Here is a 20,102-nt window from a genome sequence, read left to right as displayed (position 1 = left end):
TGCCTTACAGGTCGCCGAAGAAACGCTTCACACCCTCGAACCAACCATTGGCCTTCGGCGAATGGGATTCGTTGCCCTCAAGCGAAGTGCGGAATTCTTCCAGCAACTCACGCTGACGACGGTCGAGGTTGACCGGCGTTTCCACCGCCACCCGGCACATCAGGTCGCCGGCACCGCCGCCGCGCACGGGCGCAACGCCCTTGCCGCGCAGACGGAACTGCTTGCCGGTCTGGGTGCCTTCCGGAATCTTCAGCTTGACCCGACCGTCGAGGGTCGGCACTTCCAGCTCGCCGCCCAATGCCGCGTCGGTGAAGCTGATCGGCACTTCGCAGTACAGATGCTTGCCGTCGCGCTGGAAGATCGCGTGCTCGCGCACGTTGATCACCACATAGAGGTCGCCGGTCGGGCCACCCTGCATGCCCGCCTCGCCTTCACCCGACAGGCGAATGCGATCACCGGTGTCGACGCCCGAAGGCACCTTGACCGAGAGGGTCTTGTATTCTTCGACACGGCCTTCGCCATGGCACGAATCGCACGGGTCAGAGATGATCTTGCCCTGGCCATGGCAGCGCGGGCAGGTCTGCTGCACCGAGAAGAAGCCCTGCTGCATACGCACCTGGCCGATACCGCCACAAGTCGGGCAGGTGATCGGCGCCGAGCCTTTCTTCGCGCCACTGCCGTCGCAGGGCTTGCAGTTGACCAGCGTCGGCACACGGATGCTGACCGTGGTGCCGCGCACGGCTTCTTCCAGGTTCAGTTCGAGGGTGTAGCGCAGGTCGCTGCCACGCTGGGCGCCACCGCGGCCATTGCCGCCGCGACCGCCACCGAAGAAATCGCTGAACACATCGCCGAAGATATCGGAGAAATTCTGGCCGCCGAAACCCTGGCCACCACCCCCCATGCTCGGGTCTACGCCGGCATGACCATACTGGTCGTACGCCGCGCGCTTGCTCGCATCGGACAGCACTTCATAGGCCTCGTTGGCCTCTTTGAAGGCTTCTTCCGATTCCTTGCTGTCGGGGTTGCGATCCGGGTGATGCTTCATCGCGAGGCGGCGATAGGCCTTCTTCAGATCTGCTTCGCTGGAGCCGCGCTCCACCCCCAGAACCTCGTAATAGTCACGCTTTGCCATAAGTCTTTTTACTCTTTTGGGAGCCAGCACGCAGGGGCGCCGCTGACCGCGCCGCCAACATCCGATCGCTGTCGCATGTTGTTAAAATTCGTGTATTCCAGACACGCCAACGCGGGAGCAAGCCCCCGCGCGGCGACATCCTACCAGTCACCGTGCAAGCACAGTCAACCGGCCGACCAACAAGTGTTTACTTGTTGTCTTTGACTTCTTCGAACTCGGCATCGACAACGTCGTCGTGCTTGCCGGCTTCTTCGGCTGGCTGGGCAGCAGCGCCTTCAGGCTTCTCGGCCTGGTCGGCGTACATCTTCTGCGCCACTGGAGCGGAGACCTTGGACAGCTCTTCGACCTTGGCATCGATGGCAGCCTTGTCGTCGCCCTTGACCGCAGCTTCCAGCGCCACGACGGCCGCTTCGATGGCAGTCTTCTCGTCGGCAGTGACCTTGTCACCGGCGTCGGCGACCATCTTGCGCGTCGAGTGCACCAGTGCATCACCCTGGTTGCGGGCAGCAGCCAGCTCTTCGAACTTGCGGTCTTCCTCGGCATTGACTTCAGCGTCACGCACCATCTGCTGAATTTCGTCTTCGGACAGACCGGAGTTGGCCTTGATCACGATCGACTGGGTCTTGCCGGTGGCCTTGTCCTTCGCGCCGACGTGCAGGATGCCGTTGGCGTCGATGTCGAAGGTCACTTCGATCTGCGGCACGCCACGTGGAGCTGGCGGGATCTCGGCCAAGTCGAACTTGCCCAGCGACTTGTTCTGCGCGGCTTGCTTGCGCTCACCCTGCAGGACGTGAATGGTCACGGCGCCCTGGTTGTCATCGGCCGTCGAGAATACCTGCGACTTCTTGGTAGGAATCGTGGTGTTCTTCTCGATCAGCGCGGTCATCACGCCACCCATGGTTTCGATACCCAGGGTCAGCGGGCTGACGTCGAGCAGCAGCACGTCTTTCACGTCGCCGGCCAGTACGGCGCCTTGGATGGCAGCACCCATGGCAACGGCTTCGTCAGGGTTGACGTCCTTGCGGGCTTCTTTGCCGAAGAAGTCGGTGACCAGCTTCTGAACCAGCGGCATGCGGGTCTGACCGCCGACCAGGATCACGTCGTTGATCGCGCCAACGTCGATACCGGCGTCTTTCATGGCGATGCGGCAAGGCTCGATGGTGCGTTGAACCAGGTCTTCGACCAGCGATTCCAGCTTGGCGCGGGAGATCTTCACGTTCAAGTGCTTCGGACCGGTCGCGTCTGCAGTGATGTACGGCAGGTTGACGTCGGTCGACTGGCTCGAGGACAGCTCGATCTTGGCTTTCTCAGCGGCTTCTTTCAAGCGCTGCATCGCCAGTGGGTCACCCTTGAGGTTCATGCCGCTTTCTTTCTTGAATTCGTCTACGAGGTAGTCGATCAAGCGGATGTCGAAGTCTTCGCCACCCAGGAAGGTGTCGCCGTTGGTGGCCAACACTTCGAACTGGTGCTCGCCATCAACTTCGGCGATTTCGATCACGGACACGTCGAAGGTACCGCCACCCAGGTCATAAACGATGACGGTGTGGTCGCCCTTGGCCTTGTCCATGCCGTATGCCAGTGCAGCGGCAGTCGGCTCGTTGATGATGCGCTTGACGTCCAGACCGGCGATACGACCGGCGTCCTTGGTGGCCTGACGCTGGCTGTCGTTGAAGTAGGCCGGCACGGTGATGACCGCTTCGGTGACCGCTTCGCCGAGGTAGTCTTCGGCGGTCTTCTTCATCTTTTTCAAGATTTCAGCCGAGATCTGCGGCGGTGCCATTTTCTGGCCGTTGACTTCGACCCAGGCGTCCTTGTTGTCGGCTTCGACAATTTTGTACGGGACCATCTGGATGTCTTTCTGCACGACGTCTTCGGCGAAACGACGGCCGATCAGGCGCTTCACTGCATACAACGTGTTATGCGGGTTGGTGACGGCCTGACGCTTGGCCGACTGACCGACGAGAATTTCGCCGTCGTTGGCATAAGCGATGATCGAAGGTGTGGTCCGAGCGCCTTCGGCGTTCTCGATGACCTTGGCCTTGCCGTTTTCCAGAATGGAGACGCAGGAGTTGGTGGTCCCCAGGTCGATACCGATAATCTTGCCCATGTTTCTTCTCCTGGCACTAAGGCCCGAAAATTTTGGATTTGGTTGCCGCAGCAGTGGTGGCTGTCTGCGGTAGCACTTAAACGCTTGACACTAAGATGGGGGCCACTTGGCCGATTTCAAGCCTGCTCGTCAATCGAAGGCGAAACCGGTGCGGCGGCCTTGCTGACCACGACCATGGCCGGGCGCAGCAGGCGTCCATTGAGCTGATAGCCCTTCTGGAAAACCTTCAAGACACTGTTGGGCTCGACATCCGCGCTTTCCTGCATCGCCATGGCCTGGTGATGCTCGGCGTTGAATGGCTGGCCGTGCGGGTCGATGGCTTCCAGGTTGTAGCGCTTGAGGGTGTCCTGAAACATTTTCAGGGTCAGCTCCATACCTTCGCGCATCGGACGAATGCTTTCGTCGTCGGCACTGGACAGCTCGATGCCGCGCTCCAGGCTGTCGAGCACAGGCAGCAGGTCGCCGGCGAACTTCTCGAGGGCGAACTTGTGCGCCTTTTCCACGTCCTGATCGGCGCGGCGGCGAACATTCTGCAGGTCGGCCGCGACACGCAGCGACTGGTCCTGAGCGGTGGCGAGCTGCTCTTCGAGCAACTGCACGCGCGCGGTGAGGTCTTCGGCGCCAGCGCTGGCAGCCTGATTAGCGTCTAGATTCTGATCGTCCAGATTCTGTTCATCAGCCATTGGTTCTCTCCTCTCGATAACGTCCGCGAGGTCGACTCGCGCTTCTGACCGGTATATGGGGTCGCAAATTCGCGCTTCAAGGGCTGACGACCAGCGGCTGAGTGTGGGCTTTCGAATGAAGCGATAAAAAACCCAGGCATCAGGCGAAAACGAGCTAAGGACCAATATTGTCAGCCCTGTATAAAACACTGTATAAATAACCAGACATCCATGCCTGGGGGCGGTCTTATGCTGGTGCACCTGTCCGTACACAACTATGCCATCGTCGAACATCTCGACCTCGAACTCGAGCGCGGGATGAGCGTGATCACGGGCGAAACCGGCGCCGGCAAATCGATCATGCTCGATGCGCTGGGCCTGGCCCTGGGCGACCGCGCCGACAGCGGCGTGGTCCGGCCCGGAGCAGACAAGGCCGACATCCTTGCCACTTTCGATCTGGTCGATATCCCCGAGGCCAGCACGTGGCTTGCCGAGCGCGACTTGGAAACCGACGGCCCCTGCATCCTGCGCCGGGTGATCACGGCCAAGGGCGGTTCGCGCGGCTACATCAACGGCACCCCCTGCCCGCTCGGCGACCTCAAGTCGCTGGGTGAGCTGCTGATCGATATCCATAGCCAGCACGAGCACCAGTCGCTGCTCAAGACCGATACCCATCGCCGCCTGCTGGATGAATACGCCGGTGCCAGCGATCTAGCCCGGCAGGTGCACCTGGCTGCGCAGAAATGGCGCCAGACCCGCCAGGAACTCGAGCGCTTGTCGGACTCCGGTGACGAACAGCGCGCACGTCACCAGTTGCTCAGCTACCAGCTGGAAGAGCTGGAGAACCTCGGGCTGGGCGAGAACGAGCTGGAGCAGCTGGAACAGGAACACAAGAACCTGACCAACGCCGAAGCCTTGTTCGGCATCTGCCGCCAGGTCATCGACCATTGCAGCGAAAACGATTCGGGCAACGTGCTCAGCGCGCTGACCGCCAGCCTTAATCGCCTGGGCGGCGTCAGCAATGCTCCGAACGCGCTGGGCGAAGCGGCCTCGATGCTGGCAACGGCGCAGATCCAGGTCGAAGAAGCCGTGGGCGAACTCAATCGCTTCCTCGACCACTTCGAAGCCGATCCGGCGCGCTTGCAGCATATCGAGGAGCGCCTCGACACCATCTATACCCTGGCGCGCAAACACCGCGTTCACCCGACCGAAGTGGTCGCGCTGCAACACCGCTTGCTCGAAGAGCTGGAAGGGTTGAACGCCAGCGACGAGTCAATCGAGCAGCTGGGTGAAGAGCTGGCGGCCTATGCACGCCACTACCAGGAAAAAGCCGGTGAGCTGACCGGACTGCGCACCCACGCCGCCGCGCAACTGGCGGCCGCAGTGGAGGTGGAAATCCAGCGCCTGGGCATGCCTGGTGGGCGCTTCACCATCGAGCTGCGCGCCAATGCCCACGAGGACTTGCACCCCAATGGCCTGGAGCAGGTCGAGCTGTTGGTCAGCGCCAACCCTGGCCAGCCAATGAAACCCTTGGCCAAGGTGGCGTCGGGCGGCGAGCTGTCGCGGATCAGCCTGGCAATCCAGGTGATCACGGCGCAGACCTCGCGGGTTCCGACGCTGGTGTTCGACGAAGTGGACGTGGGCATCGGTGGCCCGACAGCCGAGATCGTCGGGCAGTTGCTGCGACGCCTGGGTGAGCGTGGGCAAGTGCTGACCGTGACTCACCTGCCGCAGGTGGCGGCGCAGGGGCACCATCACCTGTTCGTGCACAAGGTGCGCGGCAGTGACGAGACGCGCACGGCAGTGTCGAACCTGGGCAAGGGTGAGCGCGTGGAAGAGGTGGCGCGGATGCTGGGTGGGATTGACCTGACCAAGGAATCGCTGGCACATGCGAAGAAGATGGTTGTTACCGCCAAGGGGTGATGGTGGCCAGGCGGGCCTCTTCGCGGGCAGAGGGCTCGCCGCCCGCCCCGCTCCCACAAGGCTGGCACTGACCGGTGGGAGCGGGCTCTGCCCGCGAAGAGGCCCCAACTGATTCACCCCAACAAAAAAGGCGACCCCAGGGTCGCCTTTTTGCATCACTCCTGAAGTTACTTTGGCTTGCGCACGTACAGCACCAGGTTGTGATCCACCAGCTCGTAACCATGCTCGCTGACGATTTCCTTCTGGCGGCGCTCGATCTCGTGGTCGGTAAACTCGATCACATCACCCGAGTCGACATCGACCATGTGATCGTGGTGCTCGCCGTCTGCCAATTCGAACACGGCATGGCCGCCATCGAAGTTATGACGTGCTACCAGACCCGCCGCTTCGAATTGGGTCAGAACACGGTAAACCGTGGCCAGACCCACATCTTCACCCGCTTCCATCAGCGCCTTGTAGACTTCCTCGGCGCTCATGTGGCGTTGCTGTGCCGACTCCAGCATTTGCAGAATCTTGACCCGTGGAAGGGTCACCTTGAGGCCGGCTTTACGCAGTTCGCTATTATCAACCATGGTCAGCTTTCTCAACGATGCGGCTTCGCAGCATCTCTTAATACGGGTATGATCGGGGTTTACGTTGTCCCAGCCAAGATAGTGGAAGTCGCCCACCGATGCAAAACACCAAGCACTTGCTAACCAGCCTCACCTTCGTGGGACTGCTCGCACTCGCCGGTTGTTCATTCCCCGGGGTTTACAAAATCGACATCCAGCAGGGCAATGTCGTCACACAGGACATGATAGACCAGTTACGGCCCGGAATGACCCGTCGGCAAGTAAGGTTTATCATGGGCAACCCCCTGTTGGTCGACACGTTTCACGCCAATCGCTGGGATTACCTGTACAGCCTGCAGCCAGGCGGCGGCGAACGCCAGCAGGAACGCATGAGTGTCATGTTCAACGGCAACGACCAATTGGTCGGCCTCTCTGGCGATTTCATGCCGGGCGTCAGCAGGGACCAGGCAATTCTGGGCAGCGACACCGACACCACCGCTACGCCCCAGCAGGGCGAGCCGCAGAAGGCCGAAGAGCCACCCAAGCCTGGCTCGATGCTCGACGACATCCAGCGCGACGTGGACGGCGTGAAGACCGTCCCCGTCCCGGCACCCCAGCCGCTGGACGTTTCGCCGCAGTAAGCAGGCGGTACGAAAAAAGCCCGGTCATGCCGGGCTTTTTCATGGGCGAAGGAAAGTTATCTCAACGAGGCTTGCGCGCTTGCGCCGCCTTGGCCGCGCGCAATCGTCGCACCTCTTTCGGGTCCGCGAGCAACGGCCGGTAGAGTTCGATGCGGTCACCGGATTGCAGCACGTGCTCGGCGGGCGAATCCAGCAGCTTGGCGAAGATGCCTACCGGGCACTGATTGAAATCTACGTCAGGGAAGCGCTGAGCAATGCCCGACATCTCGATCGCCTGGGCGACGGTTGTGCCCTCAGGCACTTTCAGCCCGAGCAATGCCTGCTCGTCGACCGCGGCATAGGCCACTTCGATGTCGATCAACTGCTCAGCCATGCAATTGCTTGGCGCGCTGGCAGAAGGCATCCACCAGCGTGTTGGCGGCCTGATTGAACAGCGGCCCCAAGGTGGCGCGAATGATCGGGCCGGCATAGTCGAAGGACAGATCCAGGCTGATCTTGCAGGCCTTCTCGCCCAGCGGCTTGAACACCCACACTCCGTGCAGCTGGTTGAACGGACCTTCTTCCAGGTTCATTTCAATGGAGCTGCCGGGCACCAAGGTATTGCGAGTCACGAAATGCTGACTCAGCCCACCCTTGGCAATGTCCAGGTTGGCGCGCATCAGGGTGTCGGTTTCTTCAAGGATGGTGGTTGACGAACACCAAGGCAGAAATTCGGGGTAGCGGGACACGTCGTTGACCAGGTCATACAGGGCCTGAGCAGGATAAGGCAGCAGGGCCGAGCGTTGAATATGGGTAGTCATGCGGGCGTCACTTCCAAAGCTGGGCGGCGGACGCGAAAATCTGCGCCGGCCGAACGACGCCAACGGCGCCTTGAAAATAAGGTAGGCATGCCAGCAGACAGGGGGCACGCCAACGAAATCACGGGGCTTCTTTGTCGACAGCGGCAAAGCGCAGGCTATCCATAAAGATCAGGTATTGTCCGGTATTCATTGCAAGCGCTCAAGCGCATAGCAATACCGTAGCCGAGAGCGCAACGACTGCCTATAATGCGCGCCCTATGGCCAAATTAAAGAAACACCCTACAGGGACCATCGCGCAGAACAAGAAAGCGCGACACGATTACTTCATCGAACACCGTTTCGAGGCTGGCTTGGTCCTGGCCGGTTGGGAAGTAAAAAGCCTGCGTGCCGGCAAGGCGCAACTGGTGGACAGCTACGTGCTGCTCAAGGACGGCGAAGCCTGGCTGATGGGTAGCCACTTCACCCCCTTGACCACGGCCAGCACCCATGTGATCGCCGACCCCACGCGTACCCGCAAACTGCTGCTCAACCGCCGCGAGCTGGAAAAGCTGTTCGCCCAGGTTCAGCAGAAGGGCTATGCCTGCGTGGCCTTGTCGATCTACTGGAGCAAGCACTTGATCAAGTGCGAAATCGCTCTGGGCAAGGGCAAGAAGGAATACGACAAGCGCGATACCGAGCGCGAACGCGATTCCAACCGCGAGCTGCAGCGTGCCGTGCGCAACAAGGGCAAGGAAGACTGATTCCTTCCCCTTGCAGCGCTAGCTTTGCCGCATTTACCGGCTTGATTACTGCAAGTTGCTGCGACGCTGTGCGCGAGCGGTGCGTTGCACTGTCTGCCGTGCCTCGTCGAGCACACCCTGCACGTAGGTGATATGCAGGCTGGCCAATTCACGTGCCTGCTCCGCCTGACCGCTCACGATGGCATGAAACAGCTGGCGATGCTGCGCGATCAACTTGTCTCGGGTTTCCCCGCTGTGCCGGTGCATGCCACCGATGTTCACCACCATATTGCGCTTGAGCATATCGAACAGCCCGCGCACGGTGTGCAGCAACACCGCGTTGTGACTGGCTTCGGCAATCGCCAGGTGGAAGTTGGCATCGGCGACGCCCTCCTCTTCCCGCGTGGCGTCCTCGACTCGGCGATAACAATCTTCCAAGACATCCATCGCCTGCCTCAGTCGATCGCGGTCGATCTCGGTGGCGCGCTGCGCTGCATAGAAGGCGCACGACGCTTCCAGGGTATGGCGAAACTCGAGCAGGTCGCGTTGGCTTTCCGGATTGCTTTCCAGCAACGCCAACAGCGGATCGCTGAAGGTTGAGCCAAGCGTGTGGCAGACGTAGTTGCCCCCACCCTGACGGCTGACCAACATGCCCTTGGCCACCAGTTTCTGAATGGCTTCGCGCAAGGAAGGCCGCGACACGCCAAACTGCTCGGCCAGCGCCCGCTCGGCCGGCAAACGCTCGCCCGCCCTTAGCGTGCCCTCGAGAATCATGGCCTCCAGACGCTCGACGATGCCATCGGACAAACGCCGCTGACGGACTTGCTCAATACCCATGGGTGGCTCCAACACACGATTGCCCTGGCCGCACTCGACCAAAGTCATAGACAAGGAAATTGACAGCCCCACGGCTGCGTCCTAACCTGACCGGAACTTATTGTAAATTGGTATTACCAATTCCTGCAATACAGCGCCGTAGCGCCAAGCCTTCCAAAAAAAACAAGGGGCCTCAGTCTATGCAAACCTGGCAGCAGATCTACAACCCGCTCGGCAGCCTCGGGCTATCCGCCCTGGTAGCCGTCATACCCATCGTGTTCTTCTTCCTGGCGCTGGCCGTATTCCGCATGAAGGGGCACGTCGCCGGCAGCATCACCCTGGCGCTGTCCATCGTGCTGGCGATCTTCGCCTACGGCATGCCGGCCGACATGGCACTGGCTGCCGCTGGCTACGGCTTCATGTACGGGCTGTGGCCGATTGCCTGGATCATCGTCGCCGCGGTGTTCCTGTACAAACTCACGGTCAAGAGCGGCCAGTTCGAGATCATCCGAAGCTCGGTGCTGTCGATCACTGACGACCAACGCTTGCAGGTATTGCTGATCGGCTTCTGCTTCGGCGCCTTCCTGGAAGGCGCTGCAGGCTTCGGTGCACCGGTCGCCATCACCGCCGCCTTGCTGGTAGGCCTGGGCTTCAACCCGCTGTACGCGGCAGGCCTGTGCCTGATCGCCAACACCGCACCCGTGGCCTTCGGCGCATTGGGCATCCCGATCATCGTCGCAGGCCAGGTGACCGGCATCGACCCGTTCAAGATCGGCGCCATGACCGGCCGCCAACTGCCGTTGCTGTCGTTGATCGTACCGTTCTGGCTGGTGTTCATCATGGATGGCCTGCGCGGCGTCCGGGAGACCTGGCCGGCAGCATTGGTTGCAGGCCTGAGCTTCGCCATCGTGCAGTACCTGACCTCCAACTTCATCGGCCCGGAACTGCCCGACATCACCTCGGCACTGACCAGCATCGTCTGCCTGACCTTGTTCCTGAAAGTGTGGCAGCCCAAGCGCAGCGCCAGCACTGATCAAGTGGCCGTGAGCGGTGGTGCTGCGGTAATGGGCGGCGGGCCTGCGGGCAAAACCTCGGCAGTGGGCGGCTCCACACCAACGCCCTACAGCCTGGGAGAGATCCTCAAGGCGTGGTCGCCGTTCCTGATCCTGACCGTGCTGGTCACCATCTGGACCCTGAAGCCATTCAAAGCCATGTTCGCGCCGGGCGGCGCCATGTACAACTTCGTGTTCAACTTCGCCATCCCGCACCTCGACCAATTGGTACTGAAGACCGCACCCATCGTCGCCACAGCCACACCGATGCCCGCCGTGTTCAAGTTCGACCCCATCTCGGCCACCGGCACGGCGATCCTGTTCGCCGCGATCATCTCGATGATGGTGCTGCGCATCGACATCAAGACCGCATTGAAGACATTCGGTGAAACCCTGTTCGAGCTGCGCTGGCCAATCCTGTCCATCGGCATGGTGCTGGCCTTCGCTTTCGTCACCAACTTCTCGGGCATGTCATCGACGATGGCGCTGATTCTGGCGGGCACCGGCTCCGCGTTCCCGTTCTTCTCGCCGTTCCTGGGCTGGCTGGGCGTGTTCCTGACCGGCTCGGACACCTCGTCCAACGCCCTGTTCGGCTCGCTGCAAGCCACCACCGCGCACCAGTTGGGCGTCAGCGACGTACTGATGGTGGCCGCCAACTCCAGCGGCGGCGTGACCGGCAAGATGATCTCGCCGCAGTCCATCGCCGTGGCCTGCGCTGCCACCGGCCTGGTGGGCCGCGAGTCCGACCTGCTGCGCTTCACGCTCAAGCACAGCTTGTTGTTCGCGACCATCATCGGCTTGATTACCCTAGCGCAGGCCTACTGGTTCACCGGCATGCTGGTGCACTGATTCCTGACAGATATGCGTCCAACACACCCAACCTGGGGGCGATGTCGCCCCCTTTTGGTGCTAACTGAATTTATTTACATCCGCACACGTTTTCGACAGAACCCCTGCAAAAGGGCGAAGTCCATTCATCAGGCCCGCAAGCAATTGGGCTATTTCTGACTGCGGACGCCGATCCTACCGAGGAGCGCCGAGTCCACCTTGAGTAAGGAGATTCTTATGAAGCGTACCTATCTGTCCGGCCTGATCGTAGCCTCCGCCCTGATCGCATCCCCTGTGTTCGCCGCCGACGACCTGTGCGAAGTGAACATGCAGAAGCTGAACGACGCCAAGACCACTTCGATGCAGCTCGGCGACCCTGCCAAGAGCCAGTACGACGACGCGTACAAAGCCGCCATGGCCGCCCACGCTGCCAAGGACGAAAAAGCCTGCATCTCGCACTCCACCGATGCCATGAACATCCTGATGGATGCTCAGAAAAGCAAAGGCTGATCGCCAAGCCAACCATGGGGTTGGCCTGACGCCGCAAAATGACGTAGACTACGTCTCCCCTGCCTAACCGCAGGGACTGGGGCCGATTAGGATTCGACGCCGGTTGCGAAACTCTAGGTGCATGCCGACTTGGTAACAGAAGTCGTAAATCAACTGTTGCAACTTTCTATAGTTGCCAATGACGAAACCTACGAGGGCCAAGCTCTCGCTGCCTAACGGTAGCTGAGCCGCTCTTCTGGCTACTTCGGTGCCAGCGATCATCAGGGGATGCCTGTAAACCCAAAGTGATCGTCACGCAGAACAGGATCGTCGTGTAGCACGCTGTGGGCAAAGCGACTAAAACTTACACAGCTCGTCCAATGCACCCTGCCAGTCGGGCGGCTGCGGATTAACTCAGTAGACACGGCTAAGCATGTAGTACCGACAGCGGAGTACTGGCGGACGGGGGTTCAAATCCCCCCGGCTCCACCAAATCTGCAGAAGAAGGCGCCTTAGGGCGCCTTTTTTTGTGGGTGCGATTTGGGAGGTGCCGAAGCTCTGTCGGCTTATGACTATGTCTGTCCATGACCGAGGTTGGCACGTGGTGCTGAGCCTGCCTCATGGAAAACAGCCTGAGAGGAAGCGAAAAAAATCCGCTCCGAAAAGCGAAAACTCTTACAATCCGAGCCCACGTTTTCCGATCGCATGTAGCCTGCTACCGTCAAATCTGACGGCAGCAGCAAAACTACGATCAATTCTGAGCTTGGAGCTCTAAGGACCACGAGTGATCGTTTACGCTGCGACCAAACAGCAGTTTCTCAAAGACAGCGATAACGACGATATCGAAGAAGTGATTCTCAGGCATTTCAAAGAAGCCACCGGAAAGAAGGTTGGCGCTTCGGAGATCAAGTCCTGGCAGGGATCGCTGGCTTATATGGCTAAGGTGCTACGCGATGACGGTCTACCCTGCGACGCAGGCCTGGCCATCGAGCTGCATATCCCCCAGTCATCGAAACGCATCGACTTCTTGCTGACGGGCCGTGATGAGTTTCAAGCCAAAAACGCGGTCTTGATTGAGCTAAAGCAGTGGAGCAAAGCCACTGCCACCACAAAGGATGCCATCGTAAAAACGGCATTGGGCGGCAGCCAAGTCGAGACTGTTCATCCCTCTTATCAAGTTTGGTCGTACGCCGCCCTACTGCAGGGCTTCAACGAGGCTGTCTACGACAAAAGCATCGAGGTACGGCCCTGTACGTACCTGCATAACTACGTCAGCGACGGTGTTATCAATTCTGCTCACTACGAACCCTATACCAACAAAGCACCTTTGTTCCTGAAAGGCCCCGCTGAGCTCGAAAAGCTACGAAGCTTCCTGAAGAAACACATCGTCCACGGTGACAACAAAGAGGTGCTTTACGAGCTTTCGAACGGGAAAATTCGCCCATCCAAAGCTTTGTCCGAAGCCCTGAGTGGGCTAATGAAAGGCAAGCCTGAGTTCATATTGATCGATGATCAAAAGGCAATTTTCGAGTCTGCTCTCGCGGCAGCGAGCCAAGCCACTATTGAAGCTCCAAAGGTATTGATAATTGAGGGTGGTCCCGGTACCGGAAAAACGGTACTGGCGATTAACTTGCTGGTAAGGCTCACTGCATTGAGCCTGTTGAGCAAATATGTGTCCAAAAATGCTGCCCCACGCAAGGTGTACGAAAGTAAGTTGATTGGCACTGTAAAGCGAACCCACTTCTCTAATTTTTTTTCAGGTTCAGGTGCATTTATCGATACCGAACCTAACACGTATGATGCGCTCATCATCGATGAGGCTCATAGGCTCAATGAAAAAAGCGGCCTGTACGGAAACCTTGGCGAAAACCAAATCAAGGAGCTGATCGACTCATCGAAATGCGCAATCTTTTTTATCGACGAAGATCAGCGCGTGACCCTTAGCGACATCGGTAGCAAGCAGGCGATTCGCTCCTTTGCCATAGCCAAAGGCGCGACCGTGGAGGAGTACGTTCTGTCCTCCCAGTTCCGTTGCAGTGGCTCCGATGGCTACGTTGCATGGTTGGACGACGTACTGGGGATTCGCCCCACAGCCCACCCCGTGCTCGACACCCGCGACTATGAGTTCAAGGTATTCGATTCCCCCCAAGCCATGCATGCCGCTATCGAACAGAAAAATCACGGTAACAAGGCTCGCGTGGTCGCGGGTTACTGCTGGCCTTGGCTCAGCAAAAAAAACTCCAAAGCTTCAGATATTGTTATCGGCGACGACTACGCACGCCAATGGAATCTGGATGAAGATGGTAGCTTATGGATTATCGCTGAAAACTCTATCGAACAGGTGGGGTGTATCCATACCTGTCAGGGTCTCGAGGTAGATTACATAGGAGTGATCATCGGGCCGGATCTGGTGGTGCGGAACGGCCAGGTGGTGACATCGCCACATGACCGAGATAAGCATGACAAATCGATTCGAGGTTGGAAGAAGTTGATGAAGGAGCAACCTGCTCTGGCACAACAAGAAACAGATCTGATAATTAAAAACACTTATCGGACGCTGATGACCCGTGGGATGAAGGGCTGTTATTTGTACTGCACAGATCCTGAGACCTCACAGTATTTCGCCAGTAAGCTTGTCGAATACAGTCACGACTGACGATCTATAAAACCGTGGCCAAGCAAACATGGCAGAAGATGGAGGCAACCATCATTGAATCTGCCTCGCCATTGTTCCTACGGCCAACCCCCTGCGTTTAGGAAGGCTCCGCATTCCTAAACGCAGGGGGTTGAATTTGAAAGCGACTAATGGTTTCTCCTCCGTTGAGTGCCACGCACTTCCACAGCCATCCAACTCTTCCAAATTTCGAGCGACAGGGAGAAACTTTGCGCCATCCGCGAGCCCACGTCGAACGTAGCTTTGGGCCAAAGAGACTTGCGACAATTTGCGTGACAAACGTCGAATTCAACCGCAACACCCGATGCCGATGATGGCGCCGCAGCCCACGGAATGGACTGCACCTGACTGACAGTCAGGCATGCCCCTGTCATCACCTCGCTGCCTTCACCTGACTCAGGATCTCGCGGCATTGGTCTCGTCAGCCAGTGCAGCCTCCACCCGCCCACTTCTTAGGAGGTGTTCAGGAGGCCAGATCATGAGATGCCCAAGCTCCCGGTCGTAAAGAGCCGTCAGTCCCGCGTAGTGGACAAACCTCACAGGTCGCAGGGGCCTTGATCCCTGGCAACACTCAACAACCGTGGCGGGATGAGTGAGGACGAAGTCGATAATCTCAGGAGGATAGTGATGCAACTGTGCGAAGCGTTCGAGCCACCACAACCATTGCTGGAATACCAGCAGGCGCCACTGCCCTACCCGGTCGAAGCACTCGGGGATCTGTTGGGCCCTGCGGTCGAACGACTGGCCGAGGTGATCGCCGTACCCTGCGCCATGGCCGCTCGATCGGTGCTGGCCAGCGCTGCCTTGGTGAGCCAGGGCCATGCCAATGCCCAACTCGATGGCCGAACCTATCCGTTGTCCCTTTACCTGCTGACAGTGGCGTCTTCGGGTGATCGCAAAAGCGCGGTGGATCATCTGGCGCTGAAGGCTGCCCGCGACTGGGAACGACAGCAGTGGACCCTATATGCAGAAAAGCTCAAAGCCTATCGCGCCGCTACCAGCATCATGGCCAAACCCAAAACCTCAAAGAAACACGCGGAGATGGAAGGCGGTGAGCTATCCGAGCCGGTACCGCCGAGACTGATCATTGCCGAGCCCACCATTGAGGCTCTGGTCAAAAGTCTGTGCCATGGCGTGCCCAGCATGGGCTTGTTCAATGATGAGGGTGGCCAGTTCTTGGGCAGCAGCACCATGAGCAAAGAGAATCTGCTCAAAGCGATCACCACCTTGTCGACACTGTGGGATGGCAGCCCGATCGACCGGGCCCGATCTATGGCCGGAGAAAGCCTGCGCGCCTATGAGCGCCGCCTCAGCCTGCATCTGATGCTCCAGCCCTACCTAGCCAACCAGCTGTTCAAAGACCCGGTGATCAATGGCCAAGGCATCCTGGGTCGTTGCCTGATCAGTTGGCCCGAGCACCTGGCCGGCCAGCGGCTCTACAAAGCGATCGACCTGACCCGAGATGCCAAAGTCCAGTGCTACCAACAGCGGATCACCGCCCTGCTGCAAAAGCCCTGGTCGCTCCACAAGGATGGCTCACTCAATCCCGCCACGCTGGAGCTGACGCCCCGTGCCAGTCGTGCCTGGATTGATATTCACGACACCATCGAGTGCCAGTCTGGCGAATTCGGCGAGCTAGCCGGCGTCTAGCCTGTCGCGAGCAAGGCCGGGGCGAATGTACTGCGTATCGCGGGCGTGCTGGCCATGGTTGAAGAGGCCAGTCAGTTGGATGAAGCACACCTCCAGCGCGCCTCCACGTTGATGGATTACTACCTGGCCGAGATCCAGCGCCTGCCCGAACGGGAGCCGGTCGATAGCCGATGCGAAGAGGCGGATCGACTGCTGCGCTGGCTGGTGCAGAAAGGCTGGACTCACTTCACCATCCGTGACGTCAATCGCAACGGCCCTCGCTTTGCCCGCAAGAGCGCTGACCATACCGCCTCTCTATTGGTCGTGCTGATCACGCATCGCTGGCTGAGCAGCAGCGACGGAAAAACGTTTGAGGTCCGCCATGTTTCGCCATAATGACGCGGTGCGCCGCTACCAGGCGCAACTTCAACCGCAACCAGAATCGCGACGTGTCGCCGCCGCTGTCGCCACCCTGTCGCCACGCGCCAGGCCAGAAACAACGCGGGTTGTCGCCATTGTCGCCGCTGTCGCCACACCACCCTTTGAGCCTGCCAACCTCGCCCGGCTGATCAAGCAACTGCGCGAGGAAGGGGCATTGCTGCAACACCACGAGAACGCCCTCCTGATCCGCCCGACGCATTGGCAGCAGGTGGACAGGCTCAGCCCACACTGGAAAGCGCTGCTGCTATTTCTGCAAACAAACGAAAACGGTGAAGATGATGGCTCTGGTCGGTCGGCGTGAGGGGCGCAACTTTGGCTATGGCCGCCAGCTAAGCTACGCCGTCTCACAAGCGCTCAAGGATCTGTTTGCCGACGGCCACTTCGCCACGGTCAAAGCGCATAGCGATCGCTGGCAAGCGTTCGTGCGTTGGTGTCGGTCAGAGGATGTCCCCGGTTACAACGATGCGCGTCAGATCGATCGACGGACGCTGCAGGACTACGTCGCGTATCTGCGTCAGCAGATACAGCAAGGTGAACTCTGCATCGCCACCGCGCAGAACCGCCTGAGCAGCGTCAACCGCACCCTCGCCGCGCTGCGCGGTGATCAGGACGTGAGGATCGCCAGCCCGAGTCAGGCGTTGGGACAGCAGCGCTCGAGCGTACGCACCCGCGCACCGGATGGCCAAGACCACCAACAGGTGCGACGAGTATTCGAGGTACTTGGCGAACAGCAACACCAGCGGGTAGCCGCGATTGTCCTGTTGGCCCGAACAACCGGCATGCGCCTGCGCGAAGCGATCCTGGCTGACCTGCCACGACTGCAACGCGGAGCCAACCACTTAGGCCGCATCAACATTCAGGACGGCACCAAGGGCGGCCGTTCAGGGGCATCAGCGCCGCGATGGGTTGTGGATAATGAAGAGGTGAAGGCGGCGCTGCAGTTGGCTCGTCATGCGTCGCCGCCCCATAGGCGCAACTTGCTGGCCCGAGACGAAAGCTACGCCGCGTTCCTGCAACAGACCGTGCTCCCCGCCCGCGACACGCTACATGAACACGGGCTGAAGGGCTTTCATGAACTGCGAGCAGCCTACGCCTGTGAGCGTTACGAACAGCTCACTGGCCACGCCGCACCGGTCAATGGTGGCCACTGCTATCGCCTTGACCGTGACCTTGATCAACAGGCGCGGAAACAGATCAGCCTTGAACTCGGGCATAACCGGATCGATGTAGTTTCGGCCTACATTGGAGGTCGAGCGTGACCAAACCCTTCGATATGGCGCTGTTCCTGAGCGGCGTACTAAATGGCTCGCAGGCCATCCAGCAACGACACCTACCGCAAGCTCGAGTCATGCAAGCGGCCATTCAACAACGATGGCAGCGAGACAATCCCGGGACCTGGCAGCTCAAGCATGTGCGGTGGTTTCTCACTCAGCACCTGAAAGACCACTCCGACGCCACCCAGTATTACTATCGACTCACCACCCTCAATACCTGAAAGCCCCTTCCAGTGCCATCCGGTATTGCTATCGACTCACCACCCTATTGGTCTGGGAGTGATAAGGGTATGTGGCCGAAAGCCGCTATTCTCGCACTTCGAGATTACAGATCCCATTCAGAGCAGACCGAGAGACGATAGATAGCTTCTAACCTCCCCCATGCCTCTAGTGGCGACACCTATTAAATAATCACGAGACTGGCGGTGAAGTGGAAGCGGGCCGGATTGACGCACCCATTTCGCGACATCTTCTGCGGGCAATCTGCGGGCCGCCAGGATCATGGCCATCAGATCATCTCTGGCATTCGCATCCCGAACTACTGAAGTCAGATCCGCTCCTCTGGCATGGTACGCGGTGCCGTCCGTCATTCCGGCAGCGTGGAACGAGGCGCGTCGGATGACGCACGGGACGCACTTACCACACTGCTGGTGTGTCCGCTTCCACTTACCACACGATACCGTTTCCGATGCCAGATCCCTCAAGTTCGCTTGATCTAAGCACCCAGAAAGCATCTCTCCCTTCGTCTGAAGCGCGTACGGATTCTCGACTCGTACAGGCAGGCCGACCGTATCCAGGATTTTTTGGAATAGGCCCAAAAAATGTGGGTGCGTCGTCCTAGTACTCAACGCGCCAATGCGGCGAGCAGTCATTGGAGGGTTCAGCGCAATGAGCCCGTTCTCGGGAACGAAAAGTTCTACTGGTGTGCCAGTGACTCGTAGCTGCGCCAGTGTGGCCCCAACCAGTGCACCATAGGCGAGGAAATTGAAGCTTCGAGTGCGCATCTGCACATCGGTTTTTCTCCCAGTCAAGGACACCGGATTTGCTACCGCAGCGAATCTTGAGACCTCCACCGGTAGATGATCCCGAACCATGATTTGCTTTCCCGAGTCACCTCGATATGCATGACTTATCAACAATGGGCGCCTGCCCTCTGCTAATAAATTCAACGCTCCAATACCGCTATCCATCCCCCCCGAGAACAAACTGACGCAATCGTGGCCGGCCATAACGGTGATGCGACCGCGGTTCTGAGACGTGAGCTGTCTGGGTCCATCAGGCAATAGGATGATCTCCCAAAGATCGCCGCTTAAGAAATGCAGAGCCTTCTGTAAAAGCGGTATCGCGGGCTGCCAAAGTTGCGGATCAGCGATGGGGATGAATAAGCGAAGCTCCCGGGCCCAGCCATCATCAGCTTCTGCTTTATCAACAAAAGTATCTGCGGCTGTTACGGCCATGGCTATGGTCAATAAATCGAACCCGGTTCTACTGACCGGAGCACCCAAACGCCTCACTGCAGCGCGAACCGGCCCCCCTATAGAGCAAGTGCCCCGCGCCGGTGGGCGACTGCCGTACATCAGTACGGGAATTTCATTAGCCGTTTGCGAGCGAAGCTGATCAGCTTCGTGATGAAAAATGAGGTCTGTCACTCTTGGTATGCCTCCCATTCACTCCACACTTCGCGGATGGCGGCCATCTGAATCTTTTCAATTTGAGTGCTGGAGAGCGCTTTCAGACTGCCTCCCAACAAGGGACGCATGTGCTTGTCGGTCACCGATTCAACGAGGGAGTACAGTTCCTTCTCGGCCTGCTCGACCTGGCCAGGTGATTCAGCTTTTGCGAACGCATCGTTCGAATCGAGCACCAGCTGTCCAAACACGCATTTGGTGACGTACACCAGCATCATCTGTACAAGCATCTCGTCAGTGATGCTCGCGAAATCAAACTCTTGGTAACCTTCTAGGCATTCAGAGAGCGCCTCGTTCATCGCAACCCGAACGCGATCAGAATCACCGTCCTCAGTGGCAAGCGCCTGCACGATCATGTCGATAGCAATGTCCGTGTCCTGGCCGTTCAACGCAGCGAGATCCAGCCCAAGAGGAGAATGCCCTTCCCTCAATGTGGCCATCGCACCAAATAAGGCTCCACCGGCTCCGGCCATGGAGCCAAACCGGGCAGGTCCAATGCCACTGCCACCGGTTGCACCGCCTGCATAGCTGCTTATCGCAGAGCGAAGGTAATCGCCGTCTCCTGTCGAGACGAATCTCCCCAGGTTTGTTCGGAAGTCTTTAAATCGCTGCGGAGGAGCCTCGGGTACCTGCTGCCCATCGGTGTCCACCCACCCAGGCACAAATGGAGAATTAC

18 protein-coding genes, 1 other RNA gene and 1 pseudogene are annotated in these 20,102 nt (G+C 59.1%); 11 read left to right on the top strand and 9 right to left on the bottom strand.

The genetic code is table 11. The annotated features are described in order from the left end of the window. Positions 1 to 4 precede the first annotated feature (4 nt). The 3 genes from dnaJ to grpE form a co-directional block, all read right to left on the bottom strand. Positions 5 to 1,132 (bottom strand): molecular chaperone DnaJ, encoded by a 1,128-nt coding sequence (dnaJ, locus tag IFU31_RS20340; protein WP_122480196.1) that lies wholly within the window; start codon positions 1,130 to 1,132, stop codon positions 5 to 7. A gap of 187 nt (positions 1,133 to 1,319) precedes the next feature. Then, complete coding sequence (dnaK, locus tag IFU31_RS20335; protein WP_122480197.1) at positions 1,320 to 3,239, bottom strand: molecular chaperone DnaK; 1,920 nt, start codon at positions 3,237 to 3,239, stop codon at positions 1,320 to 1,322. A 116-nt stretch (positions 3,240 to 3,355) separates the two neighbouring features. Beyond that, positions 3,356 to 3,922 carry a nucleotide exchange factor GrpE gene (gene grpE, locus IFU31_RS20330; RefSeq protein ID WP_122480198.1) on the bottom strand — a complete coding sequence of 189 codons (567 nt, stop codon included), beginning with the start codon at positions 3,920 to 3,922 and terminating at the stop codon, positions 3,356 to 3,358. A 228-nt stretch (positions 3,923 to 4,150) separates the two neighbouring features. Between grpE and recN the strand changes: the two genes are divergently transcribed. Next, on the top strand, positions 4,151 to 5,824 hold the full coding sequence (recN, locus tag IFU31_RS20325) for a DNA repair protein RecN (protein WP_122480199.1): 1,674 nt from the start codon (positions 4,151 to 4,153) through the stop codon (positions 5,822 to 5,824). Positions 5,825 to 5,991: 167 nt separating this feature from the next. Here recN and fur read toward each other — a convergent pair whose 3' ends face one another. After that, positions 5,992 to 6,396 carry a ferric iron uptake transcriptional regulator gene (gene fur, locus IFU31_RS20320; protein WP_122480200.1) on the bottom strand — a complete coding sequence of 135 codons (405 nt, stop codon included), beginning with the start codon at positions 6,394 to 6,396 and terminating at the stop codon, positions 5,992 to 5,994. 98 nt (positions 6,397 to 6,494) lie between these two features. Here fur and IFU31_RS20315 point away from each other — a divergent pair, with 98 nt between their 5' ends. Next, a complete protein-coding gene (locus IFU31_RS20315; RefSeq protein WP_122480201.1) occupies positions 6,495 to 7,016 on the top strand; it encodes an outer membrane protein assembly factor BamE in 522 nt (173 codons plus the stop codon). A gap of 61 nt (positions 7,017 to 7,077) precedes the next feature. Here IFU31_RS20315 and IFU31_RS20310 read toward each other — a convergent pair whose 3' ends face one another. Both IFU31_RS20310 and IFU31_RS20305 read right to left on the bottom strand, forming a co-directional pair. Further along, on the bottom strand, positions 7,078 to 7,389 hold the full coding sequence (locus IFU31_RS20310; protein ID WP_192104418.1) for an RnfH family protein: 312 nt from the start codon (positions 7,387 to 7,389) through the stop codon (positions 7,078 to 7,080). Then, the gene (locus IFU31_RS20305; protein ID WP_122480203.1) at positions 7,382 to 7,816 is read right to left on the bottom strand and encodes a type II toxin-antitoxin system RatA family toxin; all 435 of its coding nucleotides are present in this window, start codon (positions 7,814 to 7,816) and stop codon (positions 7,382 to 7,384) included. The genes IFU31_RS20310 and IFU31_RS20305 overlap by 8 nt, the downstream gene beginning before the upstream one ends. Positions 7,817 to 8,073: 257 nt before the next feature. On the opposite strand from IFU31_RS20305, the gene smpB reads away from it, so the two are divergent. Then, positions 8,074 to 8,556: an SsrA-binding protein SmpB gene (smpB, locus tag IFU31_RS20300; protein ID WP_043190812.1), complete on the top strand. Its 483-nt coding sequence runs from the start codon at positions 8,074 to 8,076 to the stop codon at positions 8,554 to 8,556. Positions 8,557 to 8,601: 45 nt separating this feature from the next. On the opposite strand, the gene IFU31_RS20295 is transcribed toward smpB, so the two are convergent. Next, entirely contained in the window at positions 8,602 to 9,372 is a 771-nt protein-coding gene (locus tag IFU31_RS20295) for a GntR family transcriptional regulator (protein ID WP_192104416.1), read from the bottom strand. Positions 9,373 to 9,551: 179 nt separating this feature from the next. Between IFU31_RS20295 and IFU31_RS20290 the strand changes: the two genes are divergently transcribed. The 8 genes and pseudogenes from IFU31_RS20290 (at position 9,552) to IFU31_RS20255 (ending at position 17,959) form a co-directional block, all read left to right on the top strand. Continuing rightward, positions 9,552 to 11,252: a lactate permease LctP family transporter gene (locus IFU31_RS20290; RefSeq protein ID WP_122480205.1), complete on the top strand. Its 1,701-nt coding sequence runs from the start codon at positions 9,552 to 9,554 to the stop codon at positions 11,250 to 11,252. Positions 11,253 to 11,468: 216 nt separating this feature from the next. After that, entirely contained in the window at positions 11,469 to 11,741 is a 273-nt protein-coding gene (locus IFU31_RS20285) for a hypothetical protein (RefSeq protein WP_122480206.1), read from the top strand. A gap of 78 nt (positions 11,742 to 11,819) precedes the next feature. Beyond that, positions 11,820 to 12,212: a transfer-messenger RNA gene (ssrA, locus tag IFU31_RS20280) on the top strand. A gap of 292 nt (positions 12,213 to 12,504) precedes the next feature. Continuing rightward, complete coding sequence (locus IFU31_RS20275; protein ID WP_192104414.1) at positions 12,505 to 14,376, top strand: DNA/RNA helicase domain-containing protein; 1,872 nt, start codon at positions 12,505 to 12,507, stop codon at positions 14,374 to 14,376. Between the two features lie 645 nt (positions 14,377 to 15,021). After that, positions 15,022 to 16,419: pseudogene (locus tag IFU31_RS20270) on the top strand (YfjI family protein). Further along, a complete protein-coding gene (locus IFU31_RS20265) occupies positions 16,406 to 16,765 on the top strand; it encodes a hypothetical protein (protein WP_192104412.1) in 360 nt (119 codons plus the stop codon). The pseudogene IFU31_RS20270 and the gene IFU31_RS20265 overlap by 14 nt, the downstream one beginning before the upstream one ends. Beyond that, a complete protein-coding gene (locus IFU31_RS20260; protein WP_192104440.1) occupies positions 16,743 to 17,723 on the top strand; it encodes an integrase domain-containing protein in 981 nt (326 codons plus the stop codon). The genes IFU31_RS20265 and IFU31_RS20260 overlap by 23 nt, the downstream gene beginning before the upstream one ends. Next, positions 17,720 to 17,959, top strand: coding sequence for a hypothetical protein (locus IFU31_RS20255; protein WP_192104410.1), 240 nt, complete (start codon positions 17,720 to 17,722; stop codon positions 17,957 to 17,959). Before IFU31_RS20260 ends, IFU31_RS20255 begins: the two co-directional genes overlap by 4 nt. 117 nt (positions 17,960 to 18,076) lie before the next feature. On the opposite strand, the gene qatC is transcribed toward IFU31_RS20255, so the two are convergent. Both qatC and IFU31_RS20245 read right to left on the bottom strand, forming a co-directional pair. Beyond that, positions 18,077 to 19,405 carry a Qat anti-phage system QueC-like protein QatC gene (gene qatC / locus IFU31_RS20250; protein ID WP_342345298.1) on the bottom strand — a complete coding sequence of 443 codons (1,329 nt, stop codon included), beginning with the start codon at positions 19,403 to 19,405 and terminating at the stop codon, positions 18,077 to 18,079. Beyond that, entirely contained in the window at positions 19,384 to 19,899 is a 516-nt protein-coding gene (locus IFU31_RS20245) for a hypothetical protein (RefSeq protein WP_192104406.1), read from the bottom strand. The genes qatC and IFU31_RS20245 overlap by 22 nt, the downstream gene beginning before the upstream one ends. Positions 19,900 to 20,102 lie beyond the last annotated feature (203 nt).

The organism is Pseudomonas sp. CFBP 13602, assembly GCF_014842725.1.
Classification (GTDB): Bacteria; Pseudomonadota; Gammaproteobacteria; order Pseudomonadales; family Pseudomonadaceae; genus Aquipseudomonas; species Aquipseudomonas baltica.
This window is presented reverse-complemented; position numbering and strand designations above follow the sequence as displayed.

Excerpts from the sequence above, each read along its gene's own strand:
- dnaJ (WP_122480196.1), bottom strand. The coding sequence starts at position 1,132 with ATGGCAAAGCGTGACTATTACGAGGTTCTGGGGGTGGAGCGCGGCTCC.
- dnaK (WP_122480197.1), bottom strand. The coding sequence starts at position 3,239 with ATGGGCAAGATTATCGGTATCGACCTGGGGACCACCAACTCCTGCGTC.
- grpE (WP_122480198.1), bottom strand. The coding sequence starts at position 3,922 with ATGGCTGATGAACAGAATCTGGACGATCAGAATCTAGACGCTAATCAG.
- recN (WP_122480199.1), top strand. The coding sequence starts at position 4,151 with ATGCTGGTGCACCTGTCCGTACACAACTATGCCATCGTCGAACATCTC.
- fur (WP_122480200.1), bottom strand. The coding sequence starts at position 6,396 with ATGGTTGATAATAGCGAACTGCGTAAAGCCGGCCTCAAGGTGACCCTT.
- IFU31_RS20315 (WP_122480201.1), top strand. The coding sequence starts at position 6,495 with ATGCAAAACACCAAGCACTTGCTAACCAGCCTCACCTTCGTGGGACTG.
- IFU31_RS20310 (WP_192104418.1), bottom strand. The coding sequence starts at position 7,389 with ATGGCTGAGCAGTTGATCGACATCGAAGTGGCCTATGCCGCGGTCGAC.
- IFU31_RS20305 (WP_122480203.1), bottom strand. The coding sequence starts at position 7,816 with ATGACTACCCATATTCAACGCTCGGCCCTGCTGCCTTATCCTGCTCAG.
- smpB (WP_043190812.1), top strand. The coding sequence starts at position 8,074 with ATGGCCAAATTAAAGAAACACCCTACAGGGACCATCGCGCAGAACAAG.
- IFU31_RS20295 (WP_192104416.1), bottom strand. The coding sequence starts at position 9,372 with ATGGGTATTGAGCAAGTCCGTCAGCGGCGTTTGTCCGATGGCATCGTC.
- IFU31_RS20290 (WP_122480205.1), top strand. The coding sequence starts at position 9,552 with ATGCAAACCTGGCAGCAGATCTACAACCCGCTCGGCAGCCTCGGGCTA.
- IFU31_RS20285 (WP_122480206.1), top strand. The coding sequence starts at position 11,469 with ATGAAGCGTACCTATCTGTCCGGCCTGATCGTAGCCTCCGCCCTGATC.
- IFU31_RS20265 (WP_192104412.1), top strand. The coding sequence starts at position 16,406 with ATGTTTCGCCATAATGACGCGGTGCGCCGCTACCAGGCGCAACTTCAA.
- IFU31_RS20260 (WP_192104440.1), top strand. The coding sequence starts at position 16,743 with ATGGCTCTGGTCGGTCGGCGTGAGGGGCGCAACTTTGGCTATGGCCGC.
- qatC (WP_342345298.1), bottom strand. The coding sequence starts at position 19,405 with ATGGGAGGCATACCAAGAGTGACAGACCTCATTTTTCATCACGAAGCT.
- IFU31_RS20245 (WP_192104406.1), bottom strand. The coding sequence starts at position 19,899 with ATGGCCGGAGCCGGTGGAGCCTTATTTGGTGCGATGGCCACATTGAGG.